We start from the raw sequence: 13792 nt of genomic DNA, 5'->3' as shown, positions 1-13792 counted from the left end.
GGCGCGACGACGGCGGGCAGCAGGGACGACGTGAAGGTGACGGACCGGGGGGGGTCACTGCGCGGCCCCTCACTGCGCGGCCCCGTACGCGGCGCGCAGCCAGTCCATGACCTCGGCGTCGATCTGCGCGGCGTCACCGATGCGCACGCGGTGCGTGACCATGCTGTTCCACGTTCCGGCCGCCTCGAAACGCTCCGTGGCCTGTGCGTCCCTGCGCTTGATACCCAGGTCCAGGCGCGCGGCGGTGGGCTGCACGACCGCGAATTTCTTGCCGCCCCGCGTGAAACTGACGTACGTGTCGGTGGGAGCGGTGTCCACGTCGGTCCCGAAGGCCTGCACAGACGCCAGCAGCGCGTCGTAGGCGGGTTTCCACGCGGCCTTCTTCCCGCTGAACACGGCGGCGACCCGGTCGTCCCTGGACGTGGTGGCGTGCCCGGCCTTGAGGAGCGCGGCGGCCACGGCGTTCGCGTGCCCGTGCCCCAGCCCGTAATCGCCTTTGAGCCACGTCACGATCTCGCCGTGTTTCGTGAGGCCCCGGTCTGCGCTTTCCGTGCGGAAGTCCGCGACGCTCTTGCCGGTCTTCGCCTGCACGCTGTCTAGGTACGCCTGAAACGACATCAGCGGTCACCCGTGCGGGCAGGGACAGGCGGGTGTGGGTAGGGCGGGACGGGGATGGGACGACGCATACAGCCTCCTGATACGGATTCCGTCTGACCTGACCGGCCTGAACGGGCAAGCCGGCGCTGGCAGGCTCGTAATCGTGGTTTTCCATACACTTCAGTTTAGCCTGGAACAGAATGACATGCAAGAAGAAGGGCCGGGAATGAATCTCTCCCGGCCCCTCCTCTCCCCGGCGGCGCGGTCAATCCCAGATGGGACGGGCACTCTCGGGATTGGCGATGCGCGCGGACTCGCCCTGCTCCAGCCCGGCGATGCGCTCCATGTCCTCGTCGGTCAGGCTCAGGGTCAGGGCGCCCAGGTTGCTCTGGAGGTTCTTGCGTTTGGTGCTGGACGGAATCACCGAGTATTCCTGCGCCAGCGCCCAGGCGAGCGCCACCTGCGCGGGCGTCGCGCGGTGCGCGCGGGCGATGTCCTGCAAGACCGGGTCGTCCATGACCTTCCCGACTGCCAGCGTCATGTACGACGTCAGGTGAATGCCCTCGCCACGCGCGAACTCCGCCAGGCGGCGGTTCTGCAGATACGGGTGGATCTCGACCTGGTTCGTGGCGATGGGCACGTCGCCCAGGATGGCGCGCGCCTGCTTCAGGCCCTCGATGTTGAAGTTCGACACGCCGATCTGCCGCGTCAGGCCCTGATCCAGTCCGTCCGCCAGGGCTTTCAGGTACTCCTCGGGTTTCACGGGGCCGTTCGGGACGGGCCAGTGGATCAGGGTCAGATCCACTGCCTCCACGCCGAGTTTCTCCACGCTGTCCTGCAGGCTGGCGACCAGACTGCTGCGGCCGTAGTTGTCGGGTTTGATCTTGGTGGTGATGAACAGTTCGTCGCGGTGAATGCCGCTCTCGGCCAGCACCTCGCCAATCTCGGCCTCGTTGCCGTAGCCCTGCGCGGTGTCGATGGCGCGGTACCCCACGTCCAGTGCGTCGCGCACGGAATCCATCACGACCTGATCCTTCAGGCGGAACGTGCCCAGACCGAACTTCGGAACGGAACCAAACTTGTCGATGCTCATACGGCGCACTATCCACCCGCGCAGGCCGGGAACTCAAGGTGCGCGCCGCGTGCATGAAGGGAGGGTGACGGGAGGCGTCTGGTCGCGGTGTCGGCCGCTCCGGGCGGGATAGACTGCCCCTTATGATCGGAAAGACTTACAAGACGATGCTGGGTGACCGGGAACTGAGCATCGAGACGGGCAAACTGGCCAAACTGGTCAGTGGCAGCGTGACCCTGCGTTACGGGGACACGATGCTGCTGGTGACGGCGCAGGCGCGCGAGGAGCGCAGCACGCTGGACTTCCTGCCGCTGACGGTGGAGTTCGAGGAGCGTCACTACGCGGTCGGGAAGATCCCCGGTAGCTTCCACCGCCGTGAGGGGCGCCCCGGCGAGAAGGCGATCCTGTCGGCGCGCATCACGGACCGGCAGATCCGTCCGCTGTTCCCCAAGGGCTACCGTCACGAGACGCAGGTGATCATCACGGTCATCAGCGCCGATCAGCAGAACCTGCCGGACGTGCTGGGGCCGATCGGGGCGTCAGCGGCGCTGAGCATCAGCGACATTCCCTGGAACGGCCCGACCGCCTGCGTGCGCGTGGGGCAACTGGACGGTCAGTTCGTGCTGAACCCCACCACCGATCAGCTGGAGCGCAGCAGCCTGGACTTGGTGGTGGCGGGCACGCGGGACGCCGTGATGATGGTCGAGGCGGGCGCGCAGGGCGCCAGCGAGGAGGACCTCGTGGCGGCCATCGAGTTCGCGCACGCCGGGATGCAGGGTGTCATCGACCTGATCGAGACGATGCGCGCCGAGCTGGGTCAGGAGAAGTTCAACATTCTGGCCGAGGGTGACCTGAGCACCGATCTGGTGCCCGAGGTGGCCGAGGCCGCCCGCGCCGCCGGTCTGCGCGACGCGCTGCTGACCGTGAAGAAGAAGGACCGTGGGATTCGCACGAAGGCCGTGCGTGACGCCGTGATCGCCGCGCGCGTGCCGAACCCCGACGCCGAGGGCGCCGCCGAGCAGATCGCGGCCCTGAAGGCGGCGTTCGGGAAGGTCGAGAAGCAGGAACTGCGCCGCCTTATCCTGGAAGACGACCTGCGCGCCGACGGCCGCAACAGCCGGACCGTGCGGCCCATCTGGATCGAGGCCCGCCCCCTGCCCCGCGCGCACGGCAGCGCGATCTTCACGCGCGGCGAGACGCAGGTGCTGGGCGTGGCGACGCTGGGCACCGAGCGTGACAACCTGCTGGTGGACGACCTGACCACCGACGAGAACGACAAGTTCATGCTGCACTACAACTTCCCCCCCTACAGCACGGGCGAGGTCAAGCGCATGGGCGGGCAGTCCCGCCGCGAGATCGGGCACGGGAACCTCGCCAAGCGCGCCATCCGCGCGGTCCTCCCGACCTTCGAGGAGTTCCCGTACGTGATCCGACTGGTGGGCGAGGTGCTGGAATCCAACGGCAGCAGCAGCATGGCGACCGTGTGCGCCGGAACGCTGGCCCTGATGGACGCCGGCGTGCCCATCAAGGCGCCGGTGGCGGGCGTGGCGATGGGCCTCGTGATGGAAGGCGAGAAGTACCGCGTCCTGACCGACATCCTGGGCCTGGAAGACGCGCTGGGCGACATGGACTTCAAGGTCTGCGGAACCGCCGAGGGCGTCACGGCCCTGCAGATGGACATCAAGGTGGGCGGCATCACCCCGCAGGTCATGCGTGAGGCGCTCGCGCAGGCCCGCGACGGCCGCCTGCACATCCTGGGCAAGATGGCCGAGGTGCTGGCCGCGCCCCGCGCGGAACTCAGCCCCACCGCGCCGCGCATCGTGAGCCTCAAGATCAACCCGGAACTGATCGGGAAGGTCATCGGGCCCGGCGGCAAGCAGATCCGCGAACTGGAGGCCATGGGCGCGCAGGTCACGGTCGAGGAAGACGGCACCGTGCGCATCTTCAGCGCCGACGGCAGCGCCGCCGAGGCCGTGAAAGCGAAGATCGAGAGCATCACCCGAGAGGCGAAAGTCGGCGAGGAATTCGACGGCACCGTCGTGAAGACCGCGCCGTTCGGAGCGTTCGTGAACCTGTACCCCGGCCAGGACGGCATGCTGCACATCAGCCAGATGAGCGAGGAACGCATCAACGCCGTCGAGGACGTCCTGAACGTCGGCGACAAACTGCGCGTGAAGATCGCCGGAATCGACGACCGGGGCAAGATCGACCTGATCCGCCCGGAACTCGAAGGCAAGATCGCGCCCCGCGAGGCCCGCGCGCCCCGCCCCGGCGGGGACCGTGGCGGCCGCCCGCCCCGCCGCGACTGAGGTTCACTGCGGTTCATGGTTGAAAGTTGATGGTTGATGGACGGGGGGCTGCGGCTCCCCGTTTCTTCTGTCGCAGCCGTGCGGTCTGCTTCAGCGTCTCAGTACGCGGCCCAGCACCAGCGCCGTGCCGGCCGAAGCGGCGATCATCACGATCAGCAGGGCGTACATCGGCGCGCCCTGGGTCAGCAGCACGCCCATCAGCGCGAAGGTCAGCAGTTCGCCGGCCACGCCGGGCCAGGACACGCGCGGCAGACTGCGGCCCAGCAGGGTCACGCTCCAGAAGGACAGGGCGGCGGCCAGCAGCGTGATCAGCCAGTGCAGGAGGCTCATGCGTCCAGTGTAGCGGGGTGGGGGGCTTCAGCGGATGGTGGTCTGAAAGCAGATGGTGACGGTCTCCCCGGCGGTCAGGACCCCCAGGTTCACGCTGAGCGCGCCGCTTCCGAAGGTGCCGCCCGAGTCGGTCAGGGTGGCCGCCACGCTGCTCAGGTAACTGGTCGAACCGCGCGTGAGCTTGACGCCGAAACCGGTCCCCGTGCCGGGCTCTTCGGCGTCGTAGGCGTTCAGGCGGGCGGTGACGTTGCCCGGCACGGCGTCCCTGACGACGTACCCGGTCGGGGCGCCCAGGTCCGCGCCGCCCAGGTTGTGGGTGATCAGGCAGTACTCCAGGATCTCGCCGGGTTTGCCGCCGCCGCTGGTGCCGAACGCCGTTCCCGCGCTGACGTTCCGCACCTCCTTGCGGACGCTGGTCAGGATCAGGCGGGTGTCGGTGGGGGCCGAGGTGTTGTTGCCCAGGGCCGTCTCGCCGGGCAGGGCGACGCTGGCCGTGTTCTGCACGCGGGTCAGGCCGCCCGTGACCTGCGCCTCGCTGGGCGCGGCAGCCGTGAGGGTCAGGGTCTGCGTGGCGTTCCCCGCCAGGGCCAGCAGCGTCCAGGTGACGGTGCGGGTGGCGCTGTCGTATGTGCCGCCGTGACTGGCGCTGACGAAGGTCAGGCCAGTGGGCAGCGTGTCGGTCACGGTGTACGCGGCGGCGGGCACGGCCGTGGTGTTCGTGACCGTGATGGTGAAGGTCAGGGCCTCGCCGGGCACGGCGTACGCGGGGCCGGTCTTGGTGACGCTCAGGTCCGTGATGGAGGACACGGGTACGGTGTACGTGGCGGGCGTGAGGTCGGTCGCGCCGTTGTTGTCGGTGGCCGTGAAGGTGAACGTGGCGTTCCCGGAAGATCCGGCGGTGGGCCGGAAGGTCAGCGTGGAGGCCTGCGCGGGCGTCAGGACGGCCCCGGCGGTCACGGGGGTCAGGCCGTCCGCGAACAGCAGCGTGCCCTGCGTCGCCAGGGGCAGCGTGGAGACCGTGAACGACTGGATGGTGCCGCCCGCGACGTCCGAGGCGCTCAGCGGGGCGATGCTGGCGGTGCCGGTGCCCGTGAGGGCCGCGTTCGTCACGTCGAGCGCCGTGGGCGGCACGTTGCAGCCCTTGGCTTTCAGCATGAAGTCGTCGAACAGGACCACGTCGCCCGGGTAGGGGGTGCCGTTGTCGTAGCCGGTCGCGCCGGGCGCGTACGGGTAGACGCGCACGTAGTAGGTGGTGGCGGGTTGCAGCGCGATCAGGTTGTCGGCGTTCCAGTGCAGGAACGTCTGCGCGTAGCTGCCCTGGTTCGAGTACGACGCGGCGTCGGCGGTACTGGCCAGTCCGTTGTCGAAGCTGATGGCGGCTCTGAACACCGTCGGGGACGTGAAGGCGGCGTTCGTGGCGACCTCCAGGCGGACGCGGTACGTGCCGGTCGCCTGCACGTTGCCGGGGCTGCTGTAGACCATGGCGCCCAGGCCGTACAGTTCGACGTGCTGCCCGCCGAAGCTGGAGTTGGTCGTGAAGGCGTACTGGAGGTACTTGCCGGTGTTCACGCCGGCGTCCAGGGTGCTGCGGCGCAGGTTCAGGTCGTAGGAGTTGATGGCGGCGGTGACGCCCGTGACGGCCTCGTTCGCGGCGGACGCGCCGACCGCGCCGGCCGGGTTGTTCGCGGCAGGTTCGATCGCGCCGGCCGGGCTGGTGCCGCCGCTGCCGTTGTGGTCCCAGCGGGCGAAGATGTCGGCGTAGGCGTTCGCGCCGGGGTTCGGGCGGCACAGGCTGGCCGGGAAGGGGTCGGTGGGCGTGGGGTTCACGGTGTTGGTGTCGGTGGCGCTGTTGTTGCCGGGGGTGGGGTCCACGGTTCCGCCGGGCGCGGTGATGGTGGCGACGTTCGAGACGCTGCCGGTGGCTGTCACGTTGGTGGTCAGGGTCAGCTCGTAGAACTGCCCGCTGTTCAGGGTGGGCAGCGCGTACCCGGCCTGCAACTGGGCGGTGGTGGGGCTGGACGCGCACTGGCCCGGCGTGCCGGAGCAGGTCAGGTTCAGGACCGTCAGGCCGCTGACGGCCGCGTCCCGCAGGACAGCGCCGGTCACGCTGCTGGGGCCGTTGTTCGTGACGCGGATGGTGTAACTGGTGGGGGTGTTCGCGTTCACGCTGGTCACGCCGTCGGTCTTGGTGACGCTCAGGTCGGCGGCGGGCGTGATGGTCAGGCGGGAGTCCTCGACCTCGCCGCTGTCCAGGCGGCCGGTGGGGCTCTGCACGCCGGTCGTGTCGTAACTGGCGCGCAGGCGCACGTAGTTCGTGCCGGCGCTCAGGCCGCTCAGGCCCGACCAGTTCAGGGTGACGCTGGTCGCGCCGGACGCGAACGCCGCGCAGGCCCGTTCGGACGCGACGTTCCCGAAGGTGCCGCCCCGGTCGAAGTCGATCCAGCCGCACACCTGCCCGGCGGCGCTGGCCCCGCTGACCGGGACGGTCAGGGCGTAACTGGTGGCGCTGGCGTTGATGGCCGGGAACGTCGTGACCGCGTCCTCGTCGGCCCCGTCGCCGCTTACGCCGGTGTTGTCCGCGCCGGGCGCCACGGCGCCGGGGCTGGGCGTGACGGCCGTCCCGCCGTTCAGGGTGCCGGTGTTGTCCGCGTCGGCGGCGCTGCCCAGCTTCAGGTCGCTCAGCACGTGGCTCGCGGCGGCGGTCGGATCGTAACTGGCGGGCGCGTCCCCGAAGTCCTCGGAGACGCTGACCGCGAAGTTGGTGGCGTCGGCGCCGATGCTCGCGTCACGGGTCGATCCGGCGGCCAGGCTGGTGTCGTACCCGGCGATGGGGTACACGCGGCTGGGCGTGCCGCTCAGGACGCGCACGATGGTCATGGACACGTCGAAGTTCAGCTGGCTGTACGTGCCGTTCACCTGCACGCTGCCGCACCCGGCGGGCAGTCCGGTGGCGGGCGTGCAGGTCCCCTGGATGTAGGCAGTGCCGGAGCGGAAGGCGGCGGCTCCCACTTGCGGTTGTCCTCCGACGGTGGTGATCGCCAGGTTGGCCGGTGTGCCGAGCAGCGTCATGCTGCCCCCGGCGTTCGTCAGGCGGAAGTTCGTGGCGATGCCCCAGGCGTCCACGGCGGGCGACCCGATGGCAGAGTTCCCGCCCAGGCCCGACAGGTGCAGCACGGGGTTGGTGACGGGCCGCGTGAACGTGACGGTCAGTTTTCCCCGGTCGCAGGTGGCGGCGCTGTCCAGCGCGCTGCTGCCGGGGTAGCAGGTCGTATCGGCGTAGAGGCGGATGAACTGCACCTGCGTGGTGTTGTTCGGGTTGGTGACGGAATACGTGGTGAACGATCCGTTCTGACGGGTGTCGCGGGTCAGCAGCGCCACGCCTTCCACGCTGCTGGTCGTGAAGCCCGGCGAGTACCCGGTGTACGTTCCGGCGCGCGCGTTCATCGCGGTTTTGATGGCACCCGCGCCGTCGTTCACGTACAGGGAGTTCTGGTTGGCGGCCGTATCCCTGGCAGCCGTGAAGGTGGTGCCCAGGCCCGAACGGAAGGTCGCGGAGGCCGTCCCACCGGCGTAGTTGCTGGCGGTCGTCTGGAAGGTGCCGGCCGTGCCGCTCCAGGTGGTGGGCGTGCCGCTCAGGTCGCCGACGATCTGGTACGCCCCGGCCGGGCCGGTCAGGGCGGCGGTGGCCAGCACGGCCCGCCAGGCGGCGCGCGACAGGGCGCGGGGGATCGTCGGTGTTGTCGTCTTCGTCACGGGCCACTTCCTTGCGTGCTGCGAATGTGAGGGTCACGGGGGGGGCGGTCGGGGCGGGTTACTGCACAGTTACCACGAAGTCGACCGTGAGGGTGCTGCCGGGCGCGACCGGGTCGGGCAGGTTGTTGCTGTCGGTGTCCGGGGCGATGTCGATGACGGTTCCGGCGGGCAGTCCGGCGGCGGGCGCCGTGGCCGTCCAGGTGCCGGTATTCCCGCCGACGCGGTAGATGGTGCGGGTGGGGAGCGGGTTGACGGTGAAGCTTTTCAGGATGGTGTTGGTGGGGACGGTGTCGCGCAGGAACATGGGGACGGGGGTGTTGTAGTTGTTCTTGGCGATGATGCGGTACGCGATGTCTTCCTGGGTGCGGGCGCCGGTCAGGCCGGTGGCGGTGTACCCGGCGGGGTTGTCGATGCCGTTGCGGGGGTCGCTGCCGGCCGTGACGCCGGTTTTCGCGGCGAATTTGGCGACGGCGACGTTCCCGGTGGGCGTGACGCGGATCAGGTCGTTGGGGTCGGTGACGCTGGTCTGGCTGTAGTTGCCGGTGGCGGTCTGGGTGACGGTGTAGTCGGCGGCGCGCGTGCCGGCGGGGATGGTCACGGCGGCCACGAAGGCGCTCTCGCTGCCGGCAGCCAGGACGGGCGTGATGAAGGTGTTGTAGTCGGGGCTGGCGGGGTTGGTGTTCAGGCGGGGCAGCAGGGTGGTGCCGTCGGCGGCGTAGTACTGGACAGGCAGGGTGGTCGTGGCGCCCGTGACGGCGTCGGTGACGGTCACGCTGCCGCTCAGGGCGTAGCTGTCGTTGTACTGGCCGTTGTTCACGACGTCCATGGGGAAGGCGGCGGTGGCGTCGGTGCTGACGCTGCTGCTGCCGTCGGTGGCGGCGCCGCTGGGGTCCACGGTCTGCACGGGGGTGGGGGCGGCGACCGCGCCGAGGGTGGGGGTGGTGTCTCCGAACTGCGCGGCGGGCGGCACGACCGTGTCGCGGGTGGAGTTGTTCGAGATCAGGTCGGCGTCGTTCAGGGAGTCCGCGCCGATCAGGACGCTGTACGAGGGGATGGCAGCGCTGTCGTCGGGGTCGGGGAAGGTGACCTCGGTGCGGTACACGGCCTGGGTGCCGCTGGGGACGATCAGGGTGGGGTACGTGGCGACCGTGGGGTTGGCCGGGTCGGTGGAGGGCCGGATGACGCTGCCCGTCACGGGGTCCAGGAAGCGGACGGTCACGCCGGTGGCCGTGTTCGTGAAGGTGCCGGTGGCGGCGTCGAAGGTGTAGGCGGGGTCGGCGGTGCCGTCGGCCAGCGCGGGGAACAGTTGCACGCGGTCGTCGAGGGTGCCGCCGTTCGAGAGGGTGTTCGTGAACACGGCCGTGTCGGCGGTGGTGTTGGTGTCGGCCTGCGGGTACGCGATCTGCTCGTCGCCGGAGATCCGGGCGATGGGCGTGCCGCCGGGGGTGGGGTCGGTGGTGGGCGTGCCGGGCGTCACGTAGCCGCTGCCAGTCACGACCGGATCGGGCGTCGCGCTTGTACCGGCCGCGACGGTGGGGACCGTGACGCTGGTGAGGGGTGGCAGCAGGGCCGGGTTGCTGATGGGCGTGCCGACCGAGTCGACGGGCGTCGTGGCGCCGCCGCCAGCGGTGTTGTCGAGGCTGGGGGTGTACACGGTGACGCGCGTGAATTGCAGGTCGGTGTCCACCGTCTTGCCTTCTTCCTGGTTGGTGGTGCCGCTGGCGTAGCCGTTGCCGGGCGTGACGAGCGGGTCGGCTCCGGCGGTGCCGAGGACGGTACCTTCGGGGGACGCGCCGAACACGCTGTCCTGGTTGATCTGAGTGGGGTTGGCGGGCAGGGTGATGACCTGCACGATCCGCACGGCACCCTCGTCGGTGCCGCTGGTGGCGGGGTCGTCGGCGGGGACGGTCACGGCGCTACCCAGGGTGATCTCGCTGCCGCGCGAGCCGTCCGTATTCAGGCGGTAGTACTGCACGGTCGCGCCGGAGTCGCTGCCGGTGGTGTCGGCGTTCAGGATGATGTCCAGCGTGACGTTCCCGTTGTTCAGCAGGGCGTAGCTGGTGGTGATGACCTGTCCGGGGACGGCGTTGGCGGTGACCACGGTGGTGGTGCCCAGCGCGGTCTGCGTGCCGCCGTCGGTGACGGCGCTCAGGTAGGTCACGTCGAAGTCGGGGGTGGGCAGCACGACGGTGGACACAGTGTTCGAGGCGGCACTCAGTTGCATGGCCGTGTCGCGGGGGTCCGGGAATTCGGCGCTGGCGGTGTTGGTGATGGTGGTGCCGGCCAGGGTGCCGGCGGCAGTGGCAGAACCGGTGGCCAGGGCGGCCAGCAGGGCAAGGATGCGGGGAGTGTGTTGCATGGGGGTTCCTCCGGTTCTGCGGGTGGGCGGGGCGTGGGGGTGGGCGGGGACTGGGGGCGGGCCGGATCGGGCCAGGGATCAGGACGGCAGCTGCCGGGAAGGGCAACTGCGATCTGAGGCGTCCGTACTGGGCGTCTCATGAAGGTTAGGCCAGTGGTTCTTACCTCTGGGTTGCTTGCCGGAAGGGCTTAAGGTCGCCGTTCCGGACACTCTCAGAACGATTCCACTGCGGCCTGAAGGGCTTCCACTGCCTTTATCCGGCCGCTGTAAGACGGCGTTATATCAACATGAAGACGGAATTCACTCCACGCTCACCAGACCGGATTCAGGCGTTCCGGAGCCGTTCAGCACGGCAAAAGGCCCACCTCGCATCAAACTGGCGAGGTGGGGGCTGGCGGTGAGAACAGGTCAGGCAGGGTGCGCCGGACGGGCCGAGCGTGACCGCACCACGGGGGGGAGGGGGCATCCGGGGGGATACCCGGAAGCGCCGTGCTACCGCCCCCGTCCGGGACCGTCACAGCGGGTTTCATACGGACTGCCGTCTGTTTCGTTAACAACTCGGAAGGGCACCGGGTTGCCAACTCCACGTCCGGAACCCGTGTTGTTCCCACTCTGCGGGGCAGCTCTACGAGTCGCATCCCCTCGGACCCAGCGGCTTTGCAAGCCATTCGATCGGAGTCCGTATCAGGACGGTCAGTTCAGCGGCTGAATCTCGTTCGGAGAGGGATCGGGGGTGACGGGCAGGGGCGGCAGCTCGTCCGGCTCCGGGAACTGCCCGTCGGGCAGGCCAGGGTCCGGCGTGACCGGGTCCGGAATCACGGGCTGCGGGTCGGTGCCGTCCGGTCCCGGTGGGGCCTCCGGCGGGGCGGGCGCCGGGACGCCCTGGCTGTCGTCCGGAACGCTGCTGGGGCCAGCATCGTCCGGCAGGGGGGCCGGGTCGGGAGCAGTGCCGGGCGGCTGGTTCTGCGTGGGGTCTGGGGTCTGGTCGTCCGGCCCGGCGCCGTCCAGGGTCTGATCGTCTGGCAGTGGGCTGTCCGGCGTCTGGGAGTCGGGAATCTGCGGGTCCGGTGCGGGGGGCGGGGTGGCCTGGGCGGGGTCGCTGCGGCGCTGGAAGAATCCGCCTGCGCCGCTGCGCGTCCCGCTGCCGTCACGCGCGACGGGTTCGTTGTCGGCTTCGCTTTCGCGGAAGGCCATGTTCACCTGCCGGACCACGCGGTACGTGATGCCCGGCGGTTCCGTGAAGCTGCTGGGGGTCTGCCCGGCCAGCGCCCCGGCGACCGCCCGCTGCCAGATGGGCGTGGGAATCTGACCGCTGAGCGCCCAGGACGGCAGCGAACCGCCCTCCTGCCGGCCCACCCAGACGGCCCCGGCGACGGTGGGGGTCACGCCGGCGAACCACAGGTCCTTGATGTCGTTGGTGGTGCCGGTCTTCCCGCCGACCGGCCAGCCGGGAATCTGCGCGCGGGTCGCCAGACCTCCCTGGGGGGCGGTCAGGTCGTTCACGACGCCGCGCAGCATGTCCAGGCCCAGCCAGGCGGTCTGGACGTCCCAGACGCGGCGGGGTCTGGGGGCGGGGCGGGTGTACAGGATCTCTCCGCGCGCCCCCTCGACCTTGCGGACCAGGGTGGGCGCGTAGTACAGGCCGCCGTTCGCGAAGGTGGCGTACGCGGCGGCCATCTGCAGGGGGCTGGCTTCCAGCGTGCCGATGGTCAGGGACAGGCCGCCGTCGGGGGGCGGCGTGAGGCCCAGGTCACGCAGTTTCGCCTCGAAGGTGGGAATGCCGAGTTCCTGCCCGATCCGCACGGTGGGCAGGTTCAGGCTGTGGTCCAGCGAGTAGCGCAGGGTCACGTACCGCCCGGTCCAGCGGCGGTCGTAGTTCATGGGCTGGTACGTGCCGCTGATGGGCGCGTCGAGCACGGTGTCGCTCTGCTTCCAGCCTTTTTCCAGGGCCAGGGTGTACAGCAGCGGCTTGATGGAACTGCCCACCTGCCGGCGGGCCTGCGTGGCGTTGTTCCAGTCGCTGGGGCGATCACCCGTGAGTTTCTGACCGACCAGGGCCAGCACCTCGCCGCTGTCGGGGCGGACCAGGGCGGCGCCCATGGTGGCGCCGTCGGGCAGGTCCGCGTCGCGGCTGGCCTGTTCGGCGGCGGCCTGCGCGGCGGCACTCATGCCGGTGTAGATCTTGCCGCCGCCGTACAGGGCCTTGGCTCCGATGATGGGCAGCAGTTCCTTCTCGACGGCCTGCAGGTAGAACTGGTTGGGGTAGAGGCGCGCGCCGCCCAGCAGGTTCAGGTTCTCGCCCAGCCGGGAGGGGCGTTCCAGCACGGCCGAGCGCAGCGTGCCGTCGTCGTTCCAGCCGATGCGCCAGCCTGCCGGGTAGATCGGGGTCTTCCAGGCGGCGTTCGCCTCGGCCTGCGTGACGTGACCGTCCTCGACCATCCGCGCGAGCAGGTCTTTCATCAGCGGCCGGAACGCCTGGAACTGCTTGTAACGCCGGTTCGGGGCGGGAATGATCGTGGCGAGGTACACGCTCTCGGCGAGGTTCAGGTCGGCGGCGTCCTTGCGGAAGTACGCGTTCGCGGCGCTGCCCGCCCCGATGATGTCGCGGCTCCCGCCGTCTCCCCAGTAGATGACGTTCAGGTACGCGTTCAGGATCTGGTCCTTGTTGAAGTTGCGTTCCAGCTGGAAGGCCAGGACGGCTTCCTTGAACTTGCGCTCGGCGGTGCGGGCGCCTTCCAGTTCGGCCAGCAGGGTGTTCTTCACGACCTGCTGCGTGATGGAGCTGCCGCCCTCCAGGTCGTTTTCCAGCACGCCCTTGACCAGACCGCGCGCAATGCCGATCACGTCCACGCCGCTGTGATTGTAGAAGCGGCGGTCCTCGCTGGTCACCACGGCCTTCTGCAACCACGGGCTGATCTGCGAGGCTTTCAGCAGGTCGCGGTTCACGCTGCCGCCGCTGCTGAGGCTGGGGGACAGCGTGCCCACCAGACTGCCGGCCCGGTCGTACACGCGGGTCTGACCGCTGTACTCCAGCACGTCCAGGTCCGAGACGCTGGGCAGGTCCCGCCCCCAGGCGTACCACGCGCCGCCCACTCCCGCCGCGACGACCAGCAGCGCGCCGCCCAGAACACCAGAGAACCTCATCCGGTTCACTGTATCGGGCAGACGGGGGCGCGCGCCGGAACGGCGTCACGGTCCGCCGGGACGGAACGCGCCGCGCCAGAGCACCCTGCGTCTGTGCGGGCCGGGGCGTGAGGGGAAGGCGTCATGCGGGGCAGTATGCCGCCCTTCAGCGCCGCGCGGCATCCCCCCAAAGCATGAGCGCCGCGTCAGGAAGGGCGGGTACGCCGACCAGCACGGACGCGGGCAGGC

Annotated in this window: 7 protein-coding genes; 1 reads left to right on the top strand and 6 read right to left on the bottom strand. The window is 69.8% G+C overall.

Annotated features, from left to right (window positions below; translation table 11 throughout):
• Nucleotides 1-69 precede the first annotated feature (69 nt).
• Nucleotides 70-618, bottom strand: coding sequence for a DUF4287 domain-containing protein (locus BXU09_RS08705; RefSeq protein WP_078301896.1), 549 nt, complete (start codon nucleotides 616-618; stop codon nucleotides 70-72).
• Nucleotides 619-862: 244 nt separating this feature from the next.
• Nucleotides 863-1690 carry a 2,5-didehydrogluconate reductase DkgB gene (gene dkgB, locus BXU09_RS08700; RefSeq protein ID WP_078301894.1) on the bottom strand — a complete coding sequence of 276 codons (828 nt, stop codon included), beginning with the start codon at nucleotides 1688-1690 and terminating at the stop codon, nucleotides 863-865.
• Nucleotides 1691-1812: 122 nt separating this feature from the next.
• Between dkgB and pnp the strand changes: the two genes are divergently transcribed.
• Nucleotides 1813-3978, top strand: coding sequence for a polyribonucleotide nucleotidyltransferase (pnp, locus tag BXU09_RS08695; protein ID WP_078301893.1), 2166 nt, complete (start codon nucleotides 1813-1815; stop codon nucleotides 3976-3978).
• Between the two features lie 90 nt (nucleotides 3979-4068).
• Here pnp and BXU09_RS08690 read toward each other — a convergent pair whose 3' ends face one another.
• The 4 genes from BXU09_RS08690 to BXU09_RS08675 all read right to left on the bottom strand — a co-directional run bounded on the left by BXU09_RS08690 (nucleotide 4069) and on the right by BXU09_RS08675 (nucleotide 13564).
• On the bottom strand, nucleotides 4069-4308 hold the full coding sequence (locus BXU09_RS08690) for a hypothetical protein (RefSeq protein ID WP_078301891.1): 240 nt from the start codon (nucleotides 4306-4308) through the stop codon (nucleotides 4069-4071).
• 27 nt (nucleotides 4309-4335) lie between these two features.
• Nucleotides 4336-8061 carry a DUF11 domain-containing protein gene (locus BXU09_RS08685; protein WP_078301890.1) on the bottom strand — a complete coding sequence of 1242 codons (3726 nt, stop codon included), beginning with the start codon at nucleotides 8059-8061 and terminating at the stop codon, nucleotides 4336-4338.
• Nucleotides 8062-8119: 58 nt separating this feature from the next.
• Nucleotides 8120-10420 carry a hypothetical protein gene (locus tag BXU09_RS08680; RefSeq protein ID WP_078301888.1) on the bottom strand — a complete coding sequence of 767 codons (2301 nt, stop codon included), beginning with the start codon at nucleotides 10418-10420 and terminating at the stop codon, nucleotides 8120-8122.
• Nucleotides 10421-11113: 693 nt separating this feature from the next.
• Entirely contained in the window at nucleotides 11114-13564 is a 2451-nt protein-coding gene (locus BXU09_RS08675; protein ID WP_078301887.1) for a transglycosylase domain-containing protein, read from the bottom strand.
• Nucleotides 13565-13792 lie beyond the last annotated feature (228 nt).

The sequence above is a fragment of the Deinococcus sp. LM3 genome (assembly GCF_002017875.1).
Classification (GTDB): Bacteria; Deinococcota; Deinococci; order Deinococcales; family Deinococcaceae; genus Deinococcus.
The sequence above is the reverse complement of the archived record's forward strand: the minus strand, read 5'-3'. Positions and strand labels throughout refer to the sequence as shown.